Source organism: Microbacterium sp. ZXT2-5, assembly GCF_055329545.1.
Genome location: NZ_JBUZWD010000001.1, coordinates 1,321,126 through 1,342,021 on the forward strand (window position 1 = coordinate 1,321,126; position 20,896 = coordinate 1,342,021).

A 20,896-nucleotide genomic window follows, 5' to 3' on the forward strand; every position below is an offset into this window, starting at 1 on the left:
CTACGCCCATTGCGCCCCCCGCGGGGGCCGCTTGCGGGCACTTCACAGGCACGATGCCGAGCACACCGGCGGACGAAAGGACGGACGCCGGCGTCGCTGGCTGGGGAGACGAGCGACGCCGGCGTCCGGATGACGCTGGGCTCTGTTTGGATTCGGCCCGAGCGTCCGGAAAACCCGAGCTGGGGGACTCAGGTCTGACGACGTATGAAGCGCATCAGCCAGGCGATCACCGCGATGACGATGATGACGAGGCCGATCCACAGCAGGAACTGGACCGCTTCGACGAGCACGCCGAGCAGCAGCAGGACGATTCCGACGATGAGCAGGGTCACTGCGAGTCCGGTCATGCAAGCCATCCTCCGCGGCCGCCGCCCGTCGGCCAACCTCTTGACAACCGTGCCCTCGCGGGTTTAGCCCGGGTCGGGCTCCGCGATAATGGGCGGGTGACGGACACGAACCCCACCCCGCTCGAACTCCCCGGCTGGCGCCACGTCTACTCGGGCAAGGTGCGGGACCTGTACGTCCCCGACGACGCGGCCGAGGGCGCGCCCGCCGGGCGCATGCTCGTCGTCGCCAGCGACCGCGTCAGCGCCTTCGACCATGTGCTCTCGCCCGGCATCCCCGGCAAGGGGACGCTGCTGACCACGCTCAGCCTGTGGTGGTTCGACCGCCTCGCGGGAGCGGACGGCGGGCGCGGCATCCCGAACCATCTCGCGGCCTCGCACACGCTCACGCTCGGCGGCGACGGCGAGGCGAACACGCGCGACGACCTGCAGAACCTCATCCCGGATGCCGTCATCGGCCGTGCCATGGTCGTGAAGAGCCTCGACATGCTGCCCATCGAGTGCGTGGTGCGGGGCTACCTCACCGGGTCGGGCTGGGCCGAGTACCGCGAGAGCGGCACGGTGTGCGGCATCGCGCTCTCGGACGGGCTGTCCAATGGGGACCGGCTGCCGGAGCCGATCTACACCCCCGCCTACAAGGCGCCCCTGGGCGAGCACGACGAGAACATCTCGTTCGAGCGCACCGTCGAGCTCGTCGGCGCCGAGCGCGCGAGCGAGCTGCGCGACCTGTCACTCGAGATCTACGCGCGCGCCGCCGCGACCGCCGAGGCCCACGGCGTGATCCTCGCCGACACGAAGTTCGAGTTCGGCCTCGACGAGAACGGCGTGCTCACCCTCGCCGACGAGGTGCTCACGAGCGACTCGTCGCGGTACTGGGATGCCGAGGCCTGGGCGTCGGGCACCACCCCCGCGGAGCGCATGGCGAGCTTCGACAAGCAGATCGTGCGCGACTGGCTCGCCGCGAACTGGGCGCCGCCGCGCGACGGTGAGCCGCCGGCTCTGCCCGCCGACATCGTCGAGCGCACCGCCGACCGCTACCGCGAGCTTCTCGAGCGCCTCACCGCGGCCTGACGGCCGGCGCGGCATCCGCCCGTCACGCGTTCTTCATCGCCTTCAGCCGCGCCAGCAGCGTCGGACCGGACCGATCGAGCATCGATCCGCCGACGAGGATGCCGCCGATCAGGACCGCGGTCCCCAGCACGAGGCCGACCGCGCATGCGATCCAGCTGAGCGCCGCGTCGTCGGTGAAGAACCCGATGATCCCGAGGATGCCGGCGGGCGCCGACAGCGCGACGGCGATCAGCCAGATGCCGAAGAACGCCATGCCCTGCAGGAACGTGGTGCCGGGCACCCGCTTGAACGGGTTGTCGCCGGATGCCGCGACCGGCACGACGAGCTGCGCCGACGTGAGCGCGCAGACGCCGTAGCAGGTGAAGAGGATGCCGACCGACATGCCCAGGATGCCGGGGAACCGGCTCCACTCGCCCGAGAAGACGAAGGGGATGATCGCGGCGAGCAGCACGAGCGGCAGGGCGACCGCCGCAGCGGCGAGGCTGCGCCCCAGCCGGTCCGCCCGGCCCGGCGCGCCGGTGGCGAGCTCGGTCCCGAACGCGGTGCCGTCGTACGAGATGTCGGCGTACACGACGATGCCGATCACGATCGCGATGATCGGGCCCGAGAACGACAGCGCCACGAGCGGCTCGCCGTCACGGGCGTAGAACCACAGCAGCACCGGCACCAGGGGCGCCCCGACCAGCTGGCGGAGGTAGCGGGGGTCGCGCGTCCAGTACGTCAGCGCCCGCGCGAAGACGGCACCCGCGGCGCCGGTCGGCACGCGGCCGAACCATCCGATCGACCCCGCGCGCACCGCGGCGGCCGACGTGTGCCGCGGGCGGACCAGCGAGCGTCCGAGAGCTGCGCGCCACAGCAGCCACAGCAGGCCGAGCGTCGCGAGGGCGATCAGCAGCCGGGCGCCCGCGCCGGCGGGGTCGCCCGCCGCGGCGGCGGCCGGCACGGCCCATGCCGCGCCGAGGGGCGTCCAGCCGAGGATCGGCACCAGCTCGGCGAGCGTGTCGGCGTTCACCGCGAACCCGGTCGCCACACCGGCGATGATGGGTCCCGCGAGGATCAGCGGGATGAGGATGACGGTGCCCGACACCTCCCGGAACCGGCGCCCGCTCCCGAGCCCGGCCGCGAGGGTCGCGACCGCGCGCGACGCGACGACGGCCGTGAGGACCGCGACCGGCGTGCTCACGATCCACGCGGCGACGGCCGCCGGCCAGTGCGCCCAGGTCGCGACCGTCGCAACCGCTGCCACCGAGGTGATGATGCCCGGGATGCCGGTGACCGCCGCCACCGCCAGCGCGACCATCATGCGCGACAGCGACATGGGGAACACCACCAGGCGGTCGGGGTCGAGCGTCGTGTCGACGCCGAAGGCGAGGAGGGGGATCAGCGCCCACCCGAGGGTCACGAGCGATCCGGCGCCCACGATGACGGCGGAGGCCGGCGCGAGACCCGCGAACCCGAGCAGCACCAGTCCGACGACGATGGCCACCAGCAGTCCGAGTCCGTACAGCGCGCCGAAGACGAAGCCGACGAGCTGCCAGGGGCTGCGCGCGAGCTGGTTGCCCAGCACGCGGAAGCGCAGCCTCAGGAGCGTCGCAACCATTCCGGCCCTTCCGTGTGGCGCCGCCCGCCGACGAGCTCGACGAAGCGGTCCTGGAGCGACTGCCCCGCCCGCACGTCCTCGACGCTTCCGGCCACGAGGAGGCGGCCGGCGGCGACGATCGCCACGTGGTCGCACATGCGCTGCACGAGGTCCATGGAGTGGCTCGAGATGATGACCGTTCCGCCACCGGCGACGTACCCGGTGAGGATGTCCTGGATGTTGGCCGCCGAGACGGGATCGACGGACTCGAACGGCTCGTCCAGCACCAGGAGGCGCGGAGCGTGGACGAGGGCACAGGCGAGCGCGATCTTCTTGGTCATTCCCGCCGAGTAGTCGACGACCATCGTGCCCGCGGCATCCGTCATGTCCATCAGCGCCAGCAGATCGGCGGTGCGCTGCGCGATCTCGTCGTGCGGCAGGCCGAACAGGAGCCCGTTGTAAGTGACGAGCTGCTCGCCGGTCAGGCGGTCGAAGAGCTTCACGCCGTCGGCGAGGTTGCCGAGCATGCGCTTGGCCGCGACCGGCTGCTGCCACACGTCCACGCCGTGCACGATCGCCCGGCCGGCGTCGGGCGCGAGGAGGCCGGTCGCCATCGAGAGGGTCGTCGTCTTGCCCGCGCCGTTGGGCCCGACCAGCCCGTAGAACGACCCCGTCGGCACTCGCAGGCTCAGGTCGGCGACCGCGACCTTCTGCCCGAAGCGCTTGTGGAGCCCGACGAGCTCGAGGGCCGCGGTGTCCTCACCCGGGGTGGAGACGCGGTCGGCCGCGGGGGTCTCGGACGCGCGTGCGGAGGTGTCGGCGGGCGGGCCGGCGGGCGCGGGGGGATTCGCGGGATCGCTCACGTGTCTCCGTCGTTCGGCAGGGCGGGCCCCGGTGCGCGCCGGGCAGGATCCAGCCTCTCGGATGCCGCGCCCCCGGGCAACTCGCGGCGCCGGGCCGCTCGTGCGCGAGGCGGGTCATCCCCGCCGCTATCGTGATCCTCGCACCATCCCCCGAGCGCAAGGAGCGCGCATGCCTTTGTGGACCCTGCACGGCAACGGCCGTACCGTCGAACCCGGCACGGTCGTGAAGCCCGACGAGAGGCTGAACTGGCCCGCCACCGTCGCGATCGGCGCGCAGCACGTCATCGCGATGTTCGGCGCCACGTTCCTGGTGCCGGTGCTGACGGGCTTCCCCGTCTCGACGACGCTGCTCTTCTCGGGCCTCGGCACGCTGCTGTTCCTCCTCGTCACGAAGAACCGGCTCCCCAGCTACCTCGGGTCATCGTTCGCGTTCATCGCGCCGGTGACCGCCGCGACCGCGTCGCAGGGCATGGGATCGGCCCTCGCCGGCATCGTCGCGGTCGGCGTCCTGCTCGCCGCCGTCGGCTTCGTCGTGCAGTTCGCGGGTCTGCGATGGATCGAGAGGCTCATGCCGCCGGTCGTCGCCGGTGCCATCGTCGCCCTCATCGGCTTCAACCTCGCGCCGGTCGCGTGGGACAGCTACCAGCAGGCCCCCGTCACGGCGACCATCACGCTCGTCGCCGTCATCCTGTTCAGCGTGCTGTTCCGCGGCTTCCTCGGTCGCATCTCGATCTTCCTCGGCGTGATCGTCGGCTATCTCGTCGCGCTCGTGCGCGGCGAGGTCGACTTCACGGCCGTGAACGACCTCGTCGCCGAGGGACAGTGGGTCGGTCTCCCGGTCTTCCACTTCCCCACGTTCGGCTCGCCGGGCACCTGGAGCGTCATCGCGATGTTCCTGCCGGTCGTCCTCGTGCTCATCGCCGAGAACGTCGGTCACGTGCGCGGCGTCGCGACGATGACCGACGCCTCCGTCAACCGGTACACCGGCCGGGCGCTCATCGCCGACGGCGCGGCCACCGTGCTCGCGGGCACCTTCGGCGGCTCTGGCACCACGACCTACGGCGAGAACATCGGAGTCATGGCCGCGACGCGCGTGTACTCGACGGCCGCGTACTGGGTGGCCGGCATCTTCGCCGTCCTGCTGTCCCTCTCGCCCGTCGTCGGAGCGGTGTTCAACTCGATCCCGGCGGGTGTGCTCGGCGGCGTCACGACCGCGCTCTACGGTCTCATCGGCATCATCGGCATCAAGATCTGGGTCGACAACCGCGTGGACTTCTCGCGCCCGGTGAACCAGTACACCGGCGCCGTGGCCCTCGTGATCGCGATCGCCGGCTTCACCATGCAGTGGGGCGAGTTCCAGCTCGGCGCCATCGTCATCGGCGCGGCGGCAGCGCTGCTGATCTACCACGTGGGCAACGCGATCGCCCGCTGGCGCAAGACCGGTGCCGACGACGGCGGCCCGATCCCCGCGGTCGGCCAGCTCGGCGGCGACCCCCAGTAGCCTGACGCTGCCTGCCGCCACCCCGGAGCCGGGAAGGCGCAGGGTGGCGGCATCCGTCGTCCATGTCCCGGTTTGGGGCGCACCGCGGACGGTTGGGGCGTGTCGCGCACGCCCCGAACGGTCGCGCGACGCCCCAAACCGTGGAGACGTCTGGGAATGAACGCCGGATGCCGGGGGTTCTCATTCGTGTGAATACACAGGCCGAACGTCTCGCCGCCGATACCGCCATGGGGGCCGTCACGCTGCTCGTCGGCGACCTCGACGGCATGACCGCGTTCTACCGCGACGTCATCACCCTGCAGGTGCTCGCCGCGGACGGCGACGAGGTCGTGCTCGGACGCGCGGGCCGGGCGGTGGTGGTGCTGAAGCACGAGCCGGCCCTCCGTCATGCGACCCCGGGCTCGGCGGGCCTGTTCCACACCGCGATCCTCTTCGAGACGCAGGAGGCCCTCGCCGCCGCGCTCTACAGCGTCGCCCGCCACGCACCGCGCACCTTCACCGGCTCGGCCGATCACCTCGTCAGCCAGGCGTTCTATCTCACCGACCCGGAGGGCAACGGAATCGAGCTGTACTGGGACCGGGCCCGCACCGAGTGGTCATGGACCCACGGTCAGATCGAGATGGCGACCCTGTACCTCGACCCGAACGCGTTCCTCCAGGAGCACCTCACCGAGCGTGCTGCGAGCGGCGCGACGGCACAGGAGGCGGCATCCGTCGGTCATGTGCACCTCTCGGTGGGCGACGTCGCGACCGCCCGGGCGTTCTACGTCGACGCGCTCGGCTTCGACGAGACGGCGGGTCTGGGCGACCAGGCGCTGTTCGTCAGCGCGGGCGGCTACCACCATCACATGGCGATGAACGTGTGGAACTCGCGCGGCGCCGGACCGCGGATGCCGGCCCTCGGCCTCGGCCGCGTGGACCTGACTCTGCCCGACGCCGACGCCCTCGGCGCGCTCGGCGAGCGCCTGCGGCATCACGGCCTCGACGTGCGCGACGACGGACGCACCGTGTCGTTCGACGACCCGTGGCGCAACCTGCTCCACGCGACGGTGCCCGGCCGAGGCTGACGCCGCCGACGCCGGCCCGCGACGCCGCGGACCGCGGAGCCGCTACACGGACTCCCGGACGACGAGCTCCGTCTCGAGGATCGTGACGTGACGCGGATGCCTCCCCGCGAGGAGGTCGATGAGCACCGAGGCCATGCGCTCCCCCTGCTGGAACGACGGCTGGCGCACCGTGGTCAGCTGCGGATTCACCGATGTCGCGACCGGGGAGTCGTCGAAGCCCATGATCGCGATGTCCTGGGGCACCCGGATGCCCGCCTGCGCGAGGACGGTGAGGACGCCTCGGGCCATGAGATCGCTCGCGACGAACACGGCGTCGGGCTGGGCGCCCGAGGCGAGGATGCGTCGCATCGCATCGGCGCCGCCGTCGGCCGTGAAGTTGCCGTCCTCCACCGCGACCTCGTCGAGACTCCATGCCGCCAGCGCCTCGCGGTACCCCTGCAGCCGGTCGACGCCGGCCGGCATGTCGCGGGGACCGGTGATCGTCGCGATCCGACGGCGCCCGCTCTCGATCAGGTAGACGGTCGCGTCGTAGGCGCCGCGCACGTTGTCGACGTCGACGTAGTAGTCGCGCTCCCGCTCGCGCACGGGCCGGCCGCCGTAGACGACCGGGACGACGCTGGCGATGCGGTCGATGAAGGTGTCGCTGGTGTGGTGCGAGACCACGATGGCGCCGTCCACCGCCCCGCTGCGCACGTAGCTCGTCGTCTTGTCGCCGGGGTCGTCGCTCGCGATGAAGAGGTTGAGCACGTAGTCCGAGCGGCTCAGGCGCGAGTTGATGCCCGACACGATGGCAGCGAAGAACGGGTCGCCGAAGAAGCGGGTCGTGTCTTCGGGGACGATGAGCGCGACGGCGTGCGTCTTCTGGCTGGCGAGGGAGCGTGCCGCGCGGTTGGGGACGTAGTTGAGCTCGGCGATAGCCCGCTGGACGGACTCCAGCGCCTCGGGGCTGACGGCGGTCGAGCCGTTGACGACGCGCGACACGGTCGAACGCGACACCCCCGCCGCAGCGGCGACCTCCTCGATCGTGACCGCCGATCGCATGGTCTCGGTACCCATCGTGTCCCTCCTCCCGGATGCTACGGCACGCTGTGGACATCGGCGACGCGGCGACGTCGCGCGCCCCCGAGTGTTACGACGCGACGGACGCGGCCTCGGCGTACTCCGGCGCGAGCGCGCGGGCGGCGATGATGCGGCGGTACTCCCGCGCGCTGTCCTTCGGCGTGCGCTCCTGCGTGTCGTAGTCCACGCGCACGATGCCGAAGCGCTTCTCGTACCCCCACGCCCACTCGAAGTTGTCCAGGAGCGACCAGTAGAAGTATCCCCGCACATCGACGCCGGCCTCGGCCGCATCGAGGGTCGCACCCAGGTGCGCGCGGAGGAACTCCACCCGGTCGGCGTCGTGGACGCGCTTCTCGCCGTCCTCGACGACGAGCTCGTCGTCGTAGGCCGCACCGTTCTCGGTGACGTAGAGCACCGTGCCGGCCGGCTCGGCGTACTCGTCCCACACGCGGCGAAGCAGGGTGGTCAGGCCGTCGGGCTGGACCTCCCACTGCATCGGCGTGCGAGGAAGCCCGCGCTCGTGCCAGAAGATGCCCTCGTGCGACGGGAACGGCGAGCGACCGGGACGGTCGGTCGGCGCGTCTCCGCCGATCGGCGGGTCCACGGGCGCGCGACCTCCCACGTACTCGCCGTGGTAGTAGTTGACGCCGAGCGTGTCGAGGGGCGTCGCGATCGCCTCCAAGTCTCCCGGACGCACGGCGGCCTCCCAGGCGGCGACGGCCGCGGCATCCACCGTCCGGATGTCCTCGACGATGTCGGCCGGGTACTGGGCCCGGAAGATCGGGTCGAGGAACCAGCGGTTGAACTGGCCGTCGATGCGGCGCGCGGCGTCGAGGTCGGCGGGGTCGCCGGCGTCCACGGGGTCTGCCACCGTGAGGTTCAGCGTGATGCCGAGCTGCAGCGACTCGTCGCGCGCACGGAGCTCGCGCACGGCCTGTCCGTGGCCGAGCAGCAGGTGGTGCGCGGCGAGCACACCCTCCTCGACGCTGTAGTGGCCGGGCGCGTGCAGGCCCGCCGTGTAGCTGAGGAACGACGAGCACCACGGCTCGTTGAGCGTCGTCCACACGTCGACCCGGTCACCGAGCGCGTCGTGCATGTCCAGCGCGTACTCGGTGAACCGGTCCGCGGTGTCGCGGTTCGCCCAGCCGCCCTTCTCCTGCAGAGCCTGCGGCAGGTCCCAGTGGTACAGCGTCAGCCACGGGAGGATGTCCGCCCCGAGCAGCTCGTCCACCAGGCGCTTGTAGAAGTCGACGCCCTTCTCGTTGACCGCGCCGCCGTCCGGCCGCACGCGCGACCACGACGTCGAGAAGCGGTACGTCTGCAGGCCGAGGTGCTTCATCAGTGCGACGTCATCGGGGTACCGGTGATAGTGGTCGCACGCCACGTCGCCGTTGTCGGCGTTGATGACCGCGCCCGGCACCCGGCAGAACGCGTCCCAGATCGAGTCGCGGCGGCCGTCCTCGTGGGCGGCGCCCTCGATCTGGAAGGCTGCGGTCGCGGCGCCGAACAGGAAGTTCTGGGGGAAGGCGCGCGGGGTCGGGGTCGTCATGAGGGGAAGGTCCTCTCTGGGGGCGTTGATAACAGGATGTCGGGGCGGGTGGGCGGGCGGAAACCCTAGCCCTTGACGGCGCCGGCCATGATGCCGCTGACCAGCTGCTTGCCGGCGACGGCGAACAGCAGCAGGAGCGGGATGGTCGACAGCAGCACACCGGCGAGCACGATGGAGTAGTCGACGAAGTAGTTCGACTGCAGGAGCGAGAGGGCGACCGGAAGGGTGGGGTTCTGCCGGTCGAGCACGATGAACGGCCAGAAGAAGTTGTTCCAGGCGCCGACGAAGGTGAACAGGAACAGCATCGCCGCCGCCGGCCGCGCCGCGGTGACGCCGACGGTCCAGAACGTGCGGATCATCGACGCGCCGTCCACGCGCGCCGCCTCGATGAGCTCGTCGGGGACCGCCTGCTGCAGGTACTGCGTCATCCAGAAGACGCCGAAGGCGCTCGTGACCGCGGGGATGATGATCGCGCCGATCTGGCCGGTCCATCCGAGGTCTGCGAACAGGATGTACAGGGGCACGACGCCGAGCTGCATCGGCACCGCCATCGTCGCGACCACGAAGATGAGCAGGCCCTTGCTCCCGGGGAAGCGGAGCTTCGCGAACGCCCAGCCCGCCAGCGTCGAGGTGAGGACGACGGATGCCGCGATCAGCGTCGAGCTGTAGATCGAGTTCCACAGCGCGGGCCAGAAGTTCACCGCCGGGTCGCCGACGACGGATGCCGCGTTGGCCAGGAAGTTGCCGCCGGGGATCCACGACATGTTCGGGTCGTTGATGGTGGAGGCGTCGCCCGATCCGATGAGGAACGACCAGTAGTAGGGGAACACGGCGGCGAGCACGACGACGCCCAGTCCGGCGTAGACCCAGAAGCCCGGCCGGTAGCCGCGGATCTTCGTGGTGCGCTGGCGGCGGCCGCCGCGGGGCTCGTCGGGGCTCGCGATGCGCTGCTCAGCCAGCGCGATGGGAGGAGTGGTGCTCACCGGCCCAGTCCCTTCTTGTTCTTGCGCGTGACCCCGCGGCCGCCCTCGTCGGCCACCAGCCGACGGGTGACCAGGAGGTTGATGAGGCCGATGACGAGGATGATGAGGAACAGGATCCACGCCAGGGCCGCGGCGCGGCCGAAGTTCCACTCGCGCCAGCCGATGTTGTAGAGGAACAGCGTGATCGTCAGCCACTGCTGCGCCGGGCCGCCCTCGCCGGTGTTGTCGTACATGCGCGGCTCGTCGAAGATCTGCAGGCCGCCGATCGTCGAGGTGATGATCACGAAGATGAGGGTCGCCCGCAGCGACGGGACGGTGATGCTCCAGAACTGGCGGAACGCGCCGGCGCCGTCGACGGTGGCGGCCTCGTAGTAGTCGCGCGGGATCGCCTGCATCGCTGCGAGGAGGATCAGCGCGTTGTAGCCGGTCCAACGGAAGTTCACCATCGTCGCGATGGCGACGTGGCTCCAGAACGGGTCCTTGTGCCACATGATCGGCTGGAGGCCGAGGTCGGTGAGGATGTTGTTCACCAGGCCGTGGTTGTCGCCGAACATGTTGCTGAAGATGAGCGCGACGGCGACGGGGGCCATGACGTAGGGCAGCAGCACGCTCATGCGCCAGAACGTCTTGGCGCGGATGTTGCGGTCGAGCATCGCCGCGATGAAGACCGCGAGGACGAGCTGCGGGATCGTGGACAGCAGGAAGATGCTGAACGTGTTGCGCAGCGCGGTCCAGAACTGCGGGTTGGAGAGGATCCAGACGTACTGGTCGAATCCGACGAACTCACCGGAGTTGCGGACGAGGTCCCACTCCTGGAACGAGATGACCGCGGTGTAGACGATCGGGAAGGCGCCGACGATCGCGAACAGGATGAAGAACGGCGAGATGTACAGGTAGGGCGAGACCTTCAGGTCCCAGCGGCTCAGCCGCTGGCCGAAGGTCAGCCGGCGCACGCGCTTCTCCTTCGGAGGCTGCGGGGGCGTCGCCTCCGGCGCGTGCGGGCGCGTGTCGGTTGCAGTCACGGGTTGCTCCAGGGCTCTGCGGACGGTGTGGGGGCGAGGTCGGTGCGTGCGGGCCCGGGGGGACGCCCGCACGCACCGGCCTTCTCAGAAGGCCTCGACCTCAGCGACCCACGTGTTCCAGGAGGTCTCCTGGTCCTCGAGGCCGTCGAAGACGCGGTTGACCGCGTTCTGGAGCGCGTCGTGGTACTTGAAGTAATCCGCGTCCTTGAACGGGGCGACCGTGACCGCCTCGGCACGGGCCGAGAGGATCTCGCCGGTGGGCGCCTCGTTGAAGAAGGCGTTCGTGGCGTCGGCGAGCTCGGAGCTCTCGAGCGCGTCGAGCTGGCTCGGGAAGGTGCCCGCGTTGGCGAATGCCTTCATCTGCTGCTCGGGAGCGGTGAGCCAGTCGGCCAGCGCGAGCGCCGCCTCGACGTTCTCGCCGTCGGCGGGGACGGTCAGGTACGACCCGCCCCAGTTGCCGCCGCCGTTGGGGAAGACGTCCGCGATGTCCCAGCCGGTGACGTCGGGCGCGTTGCCCTCGATCACGCCGAGCATCCAGCCCGGGCACAGCATGGCGGCGAACTCGCCGTTGGCCATCGAGGCGAACCAGTCGTCGGACCACTGGCCCGAGTACGCGGAGTTGGGAACGGCGCGCTCGACGACGAGGTTGTACGCGTCCTGCACCTCGGGGTTCTCGGTCGCGATGACCGTGCCGTCCTCTTCGGTGTAGGTGTACTCGATCTGGTTCACGATGCCCTGGAGCACCGAGTTGGCCGAGTCGATCATCGGCTTGCCGGTGGCCGCCTTGTACTGGTCGGCGACGTCGAGGAAGTGCTCCCAGTCGCCGTCGAAGAGACCGGCCACGCCCTCGCGGTCGCTGGGGAGTCCCGCCGCGGCGAACAGGTCGGAGCGGTAGCAGATGCCCTGCGGGCCGATGTCGGTGCCGAAGCCGACCAGACGGCCGTCGGCGTCGGTAGCGGCGGCCTCCTTCCAGTCGAGCCAGCGACCCTTGACGCTGTCGGGGGCCTCCGCGAGAAGGTCGGAGTACTGCATCGCCTCGGCGAACCAGTCGATCTCGACCGCCTCGATGTCGGCCAGGCCGCCCTTGCCGAGCTTGGCGAAGTAGTTCGCGCGGGCGTCGCCGGACTCGGCGGCGCGGTTGTGGACGATCTTCACGTTCGGGTTCTCGTCCATGTACTCCTGGAGGAGTTCATCGGTGTAGCCGAAGTCGTTGAAGGTGGCCACGGTCAGCGTGACCTCGCCGTCCTCGCCGCCGGCCTCGTCGTTGCTGCCGCCGGCGCAGCCGGCGAGGACGATGGCCGAGGCCGAGAATGCGGCGATTGCCACAGCGCTTCTGCGGAAGGCGCGTGCGTTCACTGTCACTCCTTTGTGTTGTCAGGTGGTGTGTTGCAGGACCGGCCAGGGCGGGTCCCGTGGCCGAGGTGATGTCATGGGAGCGTTCCCACCGATCGAGAGGAAACGCTATGGGATCGCTCTCACGAAGTCAAGGGAGCGCTCCCACGGACGGATCACGGTTCGGTCACGGCGGATTCCAGATGCAGGGAAATGAGCGATGCGGCGGCCCGTAGACTGGAGGCGACCCCTGCCCGCGACATCCGGCGTTCCGACTCCTCGCTGCGCTCGTCGCCCACGACCGATAGCTGCGGCCCCCGGCCGCCAGGAGGATCCCGATGCCCACGATCGTCGTCGACGTCATGCCCAAGGCCGAACTGCTGGACCCGCAGGGCAAGGCCGTCTCGGGCGCCTTCTCGCGACTCGGGATCAGCGATTTCAGCGCCGTGCGCATCGGCAAGCGCTTCGAGCTCACGGTCGACGGCGAGGTCACCGACGAGGTGCTCGCCGAGGCGAAGCGGGTCGCGGACGAGATCCTCTCGAACTCGGTGATCGAGGACGTCGTCGGCGTCGAGGTGGTCGAATGACCGCCCGCGTCGGGGTCATCACCTTCCCCGGCTCGCTCGACGACCGCGACGCGCAGCGCGCCATCCGCGTCGCCGGCGCCGAGCCGGTCGCGCTGTGGCACGGCTCGCACGACCTCGACGGCGTCGACGCGCTCGTGCTCCCCGGCGGCTTCAGCTACGGCGACTACCTGCGCGCCGGGGCCATCGCGGCCCTCGCCCCGATCATGTCGGAGGTGAAGGATGCCGCGGCCAAGGGAATGCCCATCCTCGGCATCTGCAACGGCTTCCAGATGCTCGTCGAGGCGCACCTGCTGCCGGGCGGCCTGATCCGCAACGCGCACCAGCAGTTCATCCGCCGGGACCAGCGCCTGCGTGTCGAGAACAACGACACCGCCTGGACGAGCGACTTCGCGACCGGCCAGGAGATCGTCATCCCGCTGAAGAACGCCGACGGCGGCTACATCGCGTCCGACTCCGAGCTCGACCGCCTCGAGGGCGAGGGCCTGGTGGCGTTCCGCTACCTCGGCGTGAACCCGAACGGGTCGCTGCGCGACATCGCCGGGCTCACCAACGAGCACGGCAACGTCGTGGGGCTCATGCCCCACCCCGAGCACGCCGTCGAGCCGGGGTTCGGCCCCGACACCTCGGCGGCCATGCGCTCCGGCGTGGACGGCCTGGCGTTCTTCACCTCGGCGATCGCCGCGGTGGTGGGCGCCGCCGCCTGAGCGGCGGCATCCGTTCTCAGACTGTTCCGGCCGGCGGCCAGACGCCGATGATGAGCGCCATGACGACGATCGTCACGAGCTCGTGCGCGATGTTCAGCACCGTGAGACTGGTCGGCCGCCCCTCGAAGGCGTCGTGCGTGATGAAGCGGGCGGCGGTGAATCCCGCCCACAGGATCACCCCCGTCGCCAGCGCCGCCCACAGATAGCTGCCGCCGTAGAAGTGCCAGGCGATCGACGACGCGCCCGCCAGCACCCACGCGGTCACGAAGCTCACGATCACCGTCACGACGATCGGCACCACCGCGCTGGCGCCCGGCCGGTCCATGTCGACGTCTGCGAGCTTCGACCACCGTGTGCCGAACACCTTCGGCGTGTACCAGATCGTTCCGACGACCATGCTCGACGCCGTCGCGATCAGCACCGCCCAGTAGTTGATCTCGGGAACCATGTCGGCCTCCTCCGCCTGTTCGACGCGAGCGTATCGCCGGCGTGCCGCGCCGGGCGCGCACCTCGCCGGTAGCGTGGACAGGGTGACCAGTGGCATCCGGAACCTCATAGTCAGCGTCCCCACCGAGCAGCTCGCCGCAGACCTCGGCGACCTACCCGAGGGGGTCGAGCTGGTCGTGTGGCCGATGGACGCCGCCGCCCCGCGAGACCGCTTCGACATCGTCGTCCCCCCGTACATGTCGATGGCGCGGGTGCTGGAGCGGCTGGAGGGCGTCGACGTCGGGCTGGTGCAGGGCCAGTCGATCGGCTACGACGGCGTGGCGGACATCCTTCCGGACGGGCTGCCGTTCGCCAACGCCGCCTCGGTGCACGAGACCTCGACAGCGGAGCTGGCGGTCGGCCTCGCCCTCGCCGCCCAGCGGCACATCGACGCGTTCGCCGTCGACACGGCCGCCGGGCGCTGGCAGCCGGTGTTCGCCGACAGTCTCGCCGACCGCCGCGTGCTGCTGCTCGGCTACGGCGGCGTCGGCAAGGCCGTCGCGGCACGTCTCGAGCCGTTCGAGGTCGAGCTGACCCCCGTCGCGTCACGGGCGCGAGACGAGGACGGCGTCGCGGTGCACGGCATCGACGAGCTGCCGACGCTGCTCCCCCGCGCCGAGATCGTGGTCCTGACGCTGCCCGGCGGCGAGGCGACGCAGGGCCTCGTGGACGACGCGTTCCTGTCGGCGCTGCCCGACGGCGCGCTCATCGTCAACGTCGGCCGGGGCACGCTCGTCGACACCGACGCCCTCGTCGACCACGTGCGCCGCGGCAGGATCCGCGCCGCGCTGGACGTCACCGATCCCGAGCCGCTCCCCGCGGATCACCCGCTGTGGGGCCTTCCCGGGGTGCTCATCAGCCCCCACGTGGGCGGGGCATCCAGCGCCATGCGCCCCCGCGTCGCGAAGCTGGTGCGCACGCAGATCGAGCGCCTCGTCGCCGGCGAGCCCCCGCTCAACGTCGTACTGGGGGACTGACGGCCTGACTTCGTTCACGCGCCCGGGCGCACCAAACCCGTCTCGTAGGCGGCGACGACGGCCTGGACGCGGTCGCGCACCCCGAGCTTGGCCAGGAGCCGCGTGACGTGGGCCTTGACGGTCGCCTCGCTGAGGTGGAGCTCGCGGCCGATCTCGAGGTTGGACCGGCCGCGCGCGATGAGCAGCCAGATCTCCTCCTCCCTCGGCGTCAGGTCTGCCGGGGGACGCGCGTCGGGCGGCGGCGCGCCCAGGTAGCGCTCGATCAGCCGGCGGGTGACTTCGGGCGCGAGCAGCGCCTCTCCGCCGGCGACGGTGCGGACGGCATCCACGAGGCGATCCGGCGGGGCGTCCTTGAGGAGGAATCCGGATGCCCCGGCCGCCAGCGCCCGGTACACGTACTCGTCCAGATCGAACGTGGTGAGCACGAGCACCCGTGGCGCCCGGGCCTCGGCGGAGATGAGGCCGGTGGCCTCGATGCCGTCCATCCCGGGCATGCGGATGTCCATGAGCACCACGTCGGGCGCCAGCACGCGAGCGGCGGTCACCGCCTCACGGCCGTCAGCCGCCTCGCCGACGACCGCGAGGTCCGCGGCCTCGAGCAGGCCCCTGATCCCGGAGCGCACGAGGGCGTGGTCGTCCGCGATGAGGACCCGGATCGGCGGGGGCGCTGCGCCCCGGTCGGCGCCGCCCGAGCCATCGCCGAAGACGGATCCGTCCCCCGTCATGCCCGGGCCGCCACGGGGATCGCCGCCTGCACGAGCCAGCCGCCGTCCGGGGTGCGGCGGGACTGGACGCGGCCGCCGTACAGGCGGACGCGCTCCTGCATCCCGGGGAGTCCCCGGCCGGCGCCGGGGACGGCGACCGACGCCCCGGAGCCGGGGGCAGGACCGTTCTCCACCGCCACCTCCAGCTCGCCGTCGGTCGCGCGCACCGTCACGGCGATGTCGGCGCCCGCGGCGTGCTTGCGCACGTTGGTCAGCGACTCCTGCACGATGCGGTACACCGTCAGCGCCACGCCGTCCGGGATGCCGTCGGCTGAGGCATCCGTCGTCAGGGTGCAGCGGTGTCCGGCCGCCTGCGTCTCGGCGATGAGGTCGGGAAGGGCCGACAGCCCGGGCTGCGGCACGTAGGACGCCTCGTCTTCGCGGAGCACCTCGAGCAGGTGGCGCATCTCGTCGAGCGCGCCCTGCGCCGTCCGACGGGTGAGCTGCAGGTGCGTGCGCGCCCGGGCAGGATCGCGTTCCACGAACTGCTCTGCGGCGGCGGCTTGAAGGGCGACGATCGACAGCGAGTGGGCGACGATGTCGTGCAGCTCCCGGGCGATGCGGCGGCGCTCCGCTGCCGCGGCCTCGGCGGCGCGCTGCTCGGAGCTCGCGCGCGTGTGCTGCAGGGACAGCGCGCGGTGACGCACGATGCGGCCCGCCGCCCACGTCGAGCCGACGAAGAACACCAGGAACACTGCGCCCGCGGCCTCGATGCCGGTCGCACCGAAGTACCCGAGCGCGTGCGCCCCGAGCATCGCCGCGACGGGCACGAGACCGAGCAGGACCGCGAGGGGCCACGGGCCGATGCGCTCGGCGACCGTGAAGGTGGCCACGAGGAGGCTCGGGAACGGGTTGAACGTCGCGTCCGGGCCGGCGACCGCGGCGTGGAGCACCAGCGCCGCCGCCACCACGAGCAGCACCGCCGCGGGGAAGCGACGCCGCACGGCCAGCGGAAGCGAGATGGCCAGGGCGAAGCCGAGCTGCGCGAGGGGATGAGCCGAGGGGACCAGGAGCGCCTCGAGCACCGCCCACGCCCCGATCCCGCCCGCGATCGCGAGGTCGAGCGGCGACGTCCACTGCCGCCAGCCGGACCGGCCGCGACCGGACGTGCGCGCCGGCGCGGGGGCGGCGTTCAGGGTCACGGTCCGATGCTAGAGGGCGATCCGGGCGCGCCCGTAGCGACGAAAGTCGACTCCTCCGTCGACCCGCGTCGCACGCGGAACCGCCGGAGGCCGCGTCGGAACAGCAACGTGCGGGAGGCGAGTCCTCGACCTCCGCACGATGTCGCCGCCGGTCGCTCCTCCGTAGCTTCGTCTCGTCGCACCGGATCCCCGCTCGCGACCTGGACCCGTCAGAAAGGCCGTCATGGCATCCGTCACCCTTCCTTCCCCCGCGACCTCCGCGACCGCCGCTCACCCGTATCCGCGCGACGGGCGGCTGATCGGCCGGATCGGCGCCCGCCTGGCCGGCGCCGCCGCGCTGGCCGCCGGCATCCTGTCGATCGTGATCGGCGTGCTGCAGTTCCTGTTCCCGCAGGACGAGGACCCCGCGATCGACCCGCGCACGCGAATCATCCTCGTCATGTTCACGGTGAGCCTGTGGGCGCTCGCCGTCCTGTTCCTGGGGCTGGCCCGCTACGCCCGGTCGAGCTGGGGAGCGTTCGTCGCCGCCACCGGCACCGTCCTTCTGACCCTCGGCACGGCGACGAGCGCCGCCAACGGCATCGACTTCGAGTGGTTCCCCCTCGTCGCCATGGCGGCCAACGCCCTCTGGCTCGTGGGCGTCATCGGCCTCACCGTCTCGCTCGTGCGCGCTCGGCAGATGAGCCTGTGGCTCGTGCTGCCGCTGCCCCTGGTGCAGGTGCTGCTGCTGTTCTTCTCGCAGACCGGCGGTGGCGTTCCGGCCGGCCTCTTCGTCTCGACGCTCGGGATCGTGCTGCTGGCAGGCGGCGCGCAGTCGCGCGCACGTCGCCGCGACCGTCGCTGACGGACCGTCGCCCCGCGGGGGCCGGGCCGCGAGGGCCGGTCCCCGCAGTCTCCACCCACGCGAGGGTCGAACGTCCCTTCTCTCGGTCGGGGCATTGGGGTATGACCGAGGGAAGGGACGGTGATGGCGGATGAAGAACGACTCGGGATCGAAGCACGCGGCCAAGGTGGAGCGTCTGGACGCCGCCACCTGCTGGGCGTACGTGCAGGGGGCCAAGCTCGGCCGGCTCGCCGTCGTGAACGCCGACGGCTCGCCGGACATCTTCCCCGTGAACCATCTGGCCCACGAGGGGGCGATCTACTTCCGCACGGCGCGGGACTCCAAGCTGCTGCACATCGCCCATCACCCGCTCGTCGCCTTCGAGGTCGACGGCGAGGCCGACGAGCACTACTGGAGCGTCGTCATCCGGGGGCGCGCGGAGCGGGTGACCCGCGACGACCAGATCCGCGACAGCGGGGTGCGCACGCTCGTGTCGTGGAGCCCGACCGCCAAGTTCTTCGTCGTCAAGGTCACCGCGAACGCCGTGACGGGTCGGCGCTTCCCCGTGCACGCGGGTCGCAGCGGACGGCTGCTGGCCTTCGAGGGCGACCCCTCCCTCCCGGCCGCTGCCGATGCCCAGCGATCGGTGCGGGGCGACCGGCCCGAGCCGATCCCGCACTTCGGGCCGCGCCCGGGGGGCGACCACGGCCCGCCCGCCCCCGACGCGGGCCAGGACCGCTGACCGCGCGGGCGAAGACCCGTCCGAAGGTCAGGCGGTGAACACCGTGTGGACGTCGCCGACCACGGCGCGTCCGCCGAGCGCGGTGAGCTCCATCAGCACCGCGGTGCCGACGACGACGCCGCCGAGCGAGGCCACGAGTTCGTGCGCGGCGACCAGCGTCCCTCCGGTGGCCAGCACGTCGTCCACCAGCAGGACGCGCGCACGGTCGGCGATGTCGCCGTGCGCCTCGATCGTGGCGCTGCCGTACTCGAGGTCATAGGAGACGGATGCCGCCGGCAGCGGCAGCTTGCCCGCTTTGCGGATCGGCACCAGACCAACGCCGGCCTCCATCGCGACGGCACCCGCCAGCAGGAACCCTCGCGCCTCGACGCCCGCGACCACGTCGAACGACCCCTCGAAGGGCGCGATCATCGCGTGGATGACGGTGCGCAGGGCCGAGGCATCCGCCAGCAGCGGCGTGATGTCGCGGAACAGCACCCCCGGCTCGGGGTAGTCGGGGACGCTCCGGATCAGGGACTCGGCGCGGACGAGGGCTTCAGACGGCACCCGTTCACCCTACGCCGCGTGCCCGGGTGCCGAGGGAGGCGGCTGTGTAAGCGCTTGCAGTACACTGGCCCGATGACTTCCGCAGATACCGAAGAGCGAACGGATGCGTTCCTCGCCGCCGTGGGCGGCGAGTGGTGGCGCACCGCCGTCATCTACCAGATCTACCCCCGCTCCTTCGCCGACGCGTCCGGCGACGGCATCGGCGACCTCCCGGGTGTCACGTCGCACCTCGACGATCTGCAGGACCTCGGCGTCGACGCCATCTGGCTGAGCCCGTTCCAGCGCTCTCCGCAGAAGGACGCCGGCTACGACGTCAGCGACTACTGCGACGTCGACCCCCTGTTCGGCACGCTGGCGGACTTCGACGCCATGCTCGCCGGCGCGCACGCCCGCGGCATCCGTGTCATCGTCGATCTGGTCCCCAATCACTCCTCCGACCAGCACGAATGGTTCCAGCAGGCGCTCCACGCGGCGCCGCACAGCGCCGAGCGCGCGCGCTACATGTTCCGCGACGGCCAGGGCGAGAACGGCGAGCTCCCGCCGAACAACTGGGAGTCGGTCTTCGGCGGCCCCGCCTGGACGCGCGTCATCGAGGCCGACGGCAAGCCGGGCCAGTGGTACCTCCACCTCTTCGACTCGTCGCAGCCCGACTTCGACTGGTCGAACGAGGAGGTGCGCGAGGAGTTCCGCCGCATCCTGCGCTTCTGGCTCGACCGGGGCGTCGACGGCTTCCGTGTGGACGTCGCCCACGGACTCGTCAAGGCCGAGGGTCTCCCGGACTACATCCCCGACCCCGAGGCCGGCTCGATGGGCGGCGAAGAGGAGAACGTGCCCTACTGGGGCCAGGACGCCGTGCACGAGGTCTACCGCGACTGGCGCAAGATCCTCGAGGAGTACCAGGGCGACCGGGCCCTCGCCGCCGAGGCGTGGCTGCCGACCGCCGAGCGCACCGCGCAGTGGGTGCGCCCCGACGAGATGCACCAGGCCTTCAACTTCCCCTACCTCTCGACCGAGTGGAACGCCGCGGACCTGCGCAAGGTCATCGACGTCTCGCTGCGGGCCTTCCCGGGCGTCGGCGCTCCGAGCACGTGGGTGCTGTCGAACCACGACGTCGTGCGCCACGCGTCGCGCCTCGCGCTGACCGCCGAGAACCCGCAGGGTCACGGCATCGGCCCCGAGTCCCCCGGCCAGCCGATCCCCGAGGTCGGCCTCGCCCGCGCCCGCGCCGCGACGACGCTCATGCTCGCGCTGCCCGGCTCGGCCTACCTGTACCAGGGCGAGGAGCTCGGCCTCCCCGAGGTCATCGACATCCCCGGGCACGCGCGCCAGGACCCGACGTGGTTCCGCACGAACGGCGAGCGGTACGGCCGTGACGGCTGTCGCGTTCCGATCCCGTGGACCGCGGATGCCCCGGCCTACGGTTTCAACGCCACGGGCGCGTCGTGGCTGCCCCAGCCCGCCGAGTGGGCACATCTCGCCCGCGACCGGCAGTCCGGCGTCGAGGGCTCGACCCTCGAGCTCTACCGGACGCTCCTCGCCGAGCGCCGCGCGCGCTCGCTCGGCGCCGGCTCGCTCGAGTGGATCGACGGCTACGGCGACGACGTGCTGGCGTTCCGCAACGGCGGGGTCACCGTCGTCGCGAACACCGGCTCCACGCCGATCGCGATGCCGCCGGGTATCGTGATCGCGTCGAGCGGCCCCGTCGTGGGAGACCGGATCCCCGCCGACACCGCCGTCTGGGTGACAGGCGACTGA

Annotated in this window: 21 protein-coding genes; 9 read left to right on the forward strand and 12 right to left on the reverse strand. The window is 71.4% G+C overall.

The genetic code is table 11. The features are described from left to right. Positions 1 to 188: 188 nt before the first annotated feature. The gene (locus tag ACZBH1_RS05705; RefSeq protein WP_336393916.1) at positions 189 to 347 is read right to left on the reverse strand and encodes a hypothetical protein; all 159 of its coding nucleotides are present in this window, start codon (positions 345 to 347) and stop codon (positions 189 to 191) included. A 96-nt stretch (positions 348 to 443) separates the two neighbouring features. Here ACZBH1_RS05705 and ACZBH1_RS05710 point away from each other — a divergent pair, with 96 nt between their 5' ends. Next, positions 444 to 1,415 (forward strand): phosphoribosylaminoimidazolesuccinocarboxamide synthase, encoded by a 972-nt coding sequence (locus ACZBH1_RS05710; protein WP_463645785.1) that lies wholly within the window; start codon positions 444 to 446, stop codon positions 1,413 to 1,415. Positions 1,416 to 1,437: 22 nt separating this feature from the next. Here ACZBH1_RS05710 and ACZBH1_RS05715 read toward each other — a convergent pair whose 3' ends face one another. Both ACZBH1_RS05715 and ACZBH1_RS05720 read right to left on the reverse strand, forming a co-directional pair. After that, positions 1,438 to 3,015, reverse strand: coding sequence for a hypothetical protein (locus ACZBH1_RS05715; RefSeq protein ID WP_463645786.1), 1,578 nt, complete (start codon positions 3,013 to 3,015; stop codon positions 1,438 to 1,440). Next, positions 2,997 to 3,857, reverse strand: a complete 861-nt coding sequence (locus tag ACZBH1_RS05720) for an ABC transporter ATP-binding protein (RefSeq protein WP_378879466.1) — start codon at positions 3,855 to 3,857, stop codon at positions 2,997 to 2,999. The genes ACZBH1_RS05715 and ACZBH1_RS05720 overlap by 19 nt, the downstream gene beginning before the upstream one ends. 169 nt (positions 3,858 to 4,026) lie before the next feature. Between ACZBH1_RS05720 and ACZBH1_RS05725 the strand changes: the two genes are divergently transcribed. Both ACZBH1_RS05725 and ACZBH1_RS05730 read left to right on the forward strand, forming a co-directional pair. Next, on the forward strand, positions 4,027 to 5,358 hold the full coding sequence (locus ACZBH1_RS05725; protein ID WP_336393919.1) for a uracil-xanthine permease family protein: 1,332 nt from the start codon (positions 4,027 to 4,029) through the stop codon (positions 5,356 to 5,358). Positions 5,359 to 5,585: 227 nt separating this feature from the next. Beyond that, entirely contained in the window at positions 5,586 to 6,425 is an 840-nt protein-coding gene (locus tag ACZBH1_RS05730; RefSeq protein ID WP_463645787.1) for a VOC family protein, read from the forward strand. 42 nt (positions 6,426 to 6,467) lie between these two features. Here the strand turns inward: ACZBH1_RS05730 and ACZBH1_RS05735 are convergent, their stop codons facing one another. From ACZBH1_RS05735 to ACZBH1_RS05755, 5 genes are all read right to left on the reverse strand, one after another. After that, complete coding sequence (locus tag ACZBH1_RS05735) at positions 6,468 to 7,481, reverse strand: LacI family DNA-binding transcriptional regulator (protein WP_378879457.1); 1,014 nt, start codon at positions 7,479 to 7,481, stop codon at positions 6,468 to 6,470. Positions 7,482 to 7,554: 73 nt separating this feature from the next. Further along, entirely contained in the window at positions 7,555 to 9,033 is a 1,479-nt protein-coding gene (locus ACZBH1_RS05740) for a glycoside hydrolase family 1 protein (RefSeq protein ID WP_463645788.1), read from the reverse strand. Between the two features lie 65 nt (positions 9,034 to 9,098). Further along, positions 9,099 to 10,016, reverse strand: a complete 918-nt coding sequence (locus tag ACZBH1_RS05745) for a carbohydrate ABC transporter permease (RefSeq protein WP_378879451.1) — start codon at positions 10,014 to 10,016, stop codon at positions 9,099 to 9,101. Next, positions 10,013 to 11,038 carry a carbohydrate ABC transporter permease gene (locus tag ACZBH1_RS05750; RefSeq protein ID WP_378879448.1) on the reverse strand — a complete coding sequence of 342 codons (1,026 nt, stop codon included), beginning with the start codon at positions 11,036 to 11,038 and terminating at the stop codon, positions 10,013 to 10,015. Before ACZBH1_RS05750 ends, ACZBH1_RS05745 begins: the two co-directional genes overlap by 4 nt. Positions 11,039 to 11,122: 84 nt before the next feature. Further along, entirely contained in the window at positions 11,123 to 12,394 is a 1,272-nt protein-coding gene (locus ACZBH1_RS05755) for an ABC transporter substrate-binding protein (protein WP_336393923.1), read from the reverse strand. 314 nt (positions 12,395 to 12,708) lie between these two features. On the opposite strand from ACZBH1_RS05755, the gene purS reads away from it, so the two are divergent. Both purS and purQ read left to right on the forward strand, forming a co-directional pair. Next, the gene (purS, locus tag ACZBH1_RS05760) at positions 12,709 to 12,957 is read left to right on the forward strand and encodes a phosphoribosylformylglycinamidine synthase subunit PurS (RefSeq protein WP_336393924.1); all 249 of its coding nucleotides are present in this window, start codon (positions 12,709 to 12,711) and stop codon (positions 12,955 to 12,957) included. Continuing rightward, a complete protein-coding gene (gene purQ, locus ACZBH1_RS05765) occupies positions 12,954 to 13,661 on the forward strand; it encodes a phosphoribosylformylglycinamidine synthase subunit PurQ (protein ID WP_336393925.1) in 708 nt (235 codons plus the stop codon). Before purS ends, purQ begins: the two co-directional genes overlap by 4 nt. Positions 13,662 to 13,677: 16 nt before the next feature. Here the strand turns inward: purQ and ACZBH1_RS05770 are convergent, their stop codons facing one another. After that, positions 13,678 to 14,109: a DUF1761 domain-containing protein gene (locus tag ACZBH1_RS05770; RefSeq protein WP_378879443.1), complete on the reverse strand. Its 432-nt coding sequence runs from the start codon at positions 14,107 to 14,109 to the stop codon at positions 13,678 to 13,680. An 82-nt stretch (positions 14,110 to 14,191) separates the two neighbouring features. Between ACZBH1_RS05770 and ACZBH1_RS05775 the strand changes: the two genes are divergently transcribed. Next, positions 14,192 to 15,124: a 2-hydroxyacid dehydrogenase gene (locus tag ACZBH1_RS05775; protein WP_463645789.1), complete on the forward strand. Its 933-nt coding sequence runs from the start codon at positions 14,192 to 14,194 to the stop codon at positions 15,122 to 15,124. Between the two features lie 14 nt (positions 15,125 to 15,138). Here ACZBH1_RS05775 and ACZBH1_RS05780 read toward each other — a convergent pair whose 3' ends face one another. Next, positions 15,139 to 15,849 carry a response regulator gene (locus ACZBH1_RS05780; protein WP_336393928.1) on the reverse strand — a complete coding sequence of 237 codons (711 nt, stop codon included), beginning with the start codon at positions 15,847 to 15,849 and terminating at the stop codon, positions 15,139 to 15,141. Further along, positions 15,846 to 17,030, reverse strand: coding sequence for a sensor histidine kinase (locus ACZBH1_RS05785; RefSeq protein WP_463645790.1), 1,185 nt, complete (start codon positions 17,028 to 17,030; stop codon positions 15,846 to 15,848). The genes ACZBH1_RS05780 and ACZBH1_RS05785 overlap by 4 nt, the downstream gene beginning before the upstream one ends. A gap of 223 nt (positions 17,031 to 17,253) precedes the next feature. On the opposite strand from ACZBH1_RS05785, the gene ACZBH1_RS05790 reads away from it, so the two are divergent. Together ACZBH1_RS05790 and ACZBH1_RS05795 are read left to right on the forward strand one after the other, a co-directional pair. Then, the gene (locus tag ACZBH1_RS05790; protein ID WP_463645791.1) at positions 17,254 to 17,874 is read left to right on the forward strand and encodes a hypothetical protein; all 621 of its coding nucleotides are present in this window, start codon (positions 17,254 to 17,256) and stop codon (positions 17,872 to 17,874) included. Between the two features lie 130 nt (positions 17,875 to 18,004). Next, positions 18,005 to 18,595, forward strand: a complete 591-nt coding sequence (locus ACZBH1_RS05795; protein ID WP_463645792.1) for a pyridoxamine 5'-phosphate oxidase family protein — start codon at positions 18,005 to 18,007, stop codon at positions 18,593 to 18,595. 27 nt (positions 18,596 to 18,622) lie between these two features. Here the strand turns inward: ACZBH1_RS05795 and ACZBH1_RS05800 are convergent, their stop codons facing one another. Beyond that, a complete protein-coding gene (locus ACZBH1_RS05800; RefSeq protein ID WP_336393932.1) occupies positions 18,623 to 19,141 on the reverse strand; it encodes an adenine phosphoribosyltransferase in 519 nt (172 codons plus the stop codon). Positions 19,142 to 19,213: 72 nt separating this feature from the next. On the opposite strand from ACZBH1_RS05800, the gene ACZBH1_RS05805 reads away from it, so the two are divergent. Next, positions 19,214 to 20,896, forward strand: coding sequence for a glycoside hydrolase family 13 protein (locus ACZBH1_RS05805; protein ID WP_463645793.1), 1,683 nt, complete (start codon positions 19,214 to 19,216; stop codon positions 20,894 to 20,896).

What these genes read in the sequence shown, in the direction of transcription:
- purQ (WP_336393925.1), top strand. Translation starts at nt 12,954, where the DNA reads ATGACCGCCCGCGTCGGGGTCATCACCTTCCCCGGCTCGCTCGACGAC.
- ACZBH1_RS05725 (WP_336393919.1), top strand. Translation starts at nt 4,027, where the DNA reads ATGCCTTTGTGGACCCTGCACGGCAACGGCCGTACCGTCGAACCCGGC.
- ACZBH1_RS05795 (WP_463645792.1), top strand. Translation starts at nt 18,005, where the DNA reads ATGAAGAACGACTCGGGATCGAAGCACGCGGCCAAGGTGGAGCGTCTG.
- ACZBH1_RS05770 (WP_378879443.1), bottom strand. Translation starts at nt 14,109, where the DNA reads ATGGTTCCCGAGATCAACTACTGGGCGGTGCTGATCGCGACGGCGTCG.
- ACZBH1_RS05735 (WP_378879457.1), bottom strand. Translation starts at nt 7,481, where the DNA reads ATGGGTACCGAGACCATGCGATCGGCGGTCACGATCGAGGAGGTCGCC.
- ACZBH1_RS05730 (WP_463645787.1), top strand. Translation starts at nt 5,586, where the DNA reads ATGGGGGCCGTCACGCTGCTCGTCGGCGACCTCGACGGCATGACCGCG.
- ACZBH1_RS05780 (WP_336393928.1), bottom strand. Translation starts at nt 15,849, where the DNA reads ATGACGGGGGACGGATCCGTCTTCGGCGATGGCTCGGGCGGCGCCGAC.
- ACZBH1_RS05705 (WP_336393916.1), bottom strand. Translation starts at nt 347, where the DNA reads ATGACCGGACTCGCAGTGACCCTGCTCATCGTCGGAATCGTCCTGCTG.
- purS (WP_336393924.1), top strand. Translation starts at nt 12,709, where the DNA reads ATGCCCACGATCGTCGTCGACGTCATGCCCAAGGCCGAACTGCTGGAC.
- ACZBH1_RS05790 (WP_463645791.1), top strand. Translation starts at nt 17,254, where the DNA reads ATGGCATCCGTCACCCTTCCTTCCCCCGCGACCTCCGCGACCGCCGCT.
- ACZBH1_RS05805 (WP_463645793.1), top strand. Translation starts at nt 19,214, where the DNA reads ATGACTTCCGCAGATACCGAAGAGCGAACGGATGCGTTCCTCGCCGCC.
- ACZBH1_RS05740 (WP_463645788.1), bottom strand. Translation starts at nt 9,033, where the DNA reads ATGACGACCCCGACCCCGCGCGCCTTCCCCCAGAACTTCCTGTTCGGC.
- ACZBH1_RS05715 (WP_463645786.1), bottom strand. Translation starts at nt 3,015, where the DNA reads ATGGTTGCGACGCTCCTGAGGCTGCGCTTCCGCGTGCTGGGCAACCAG.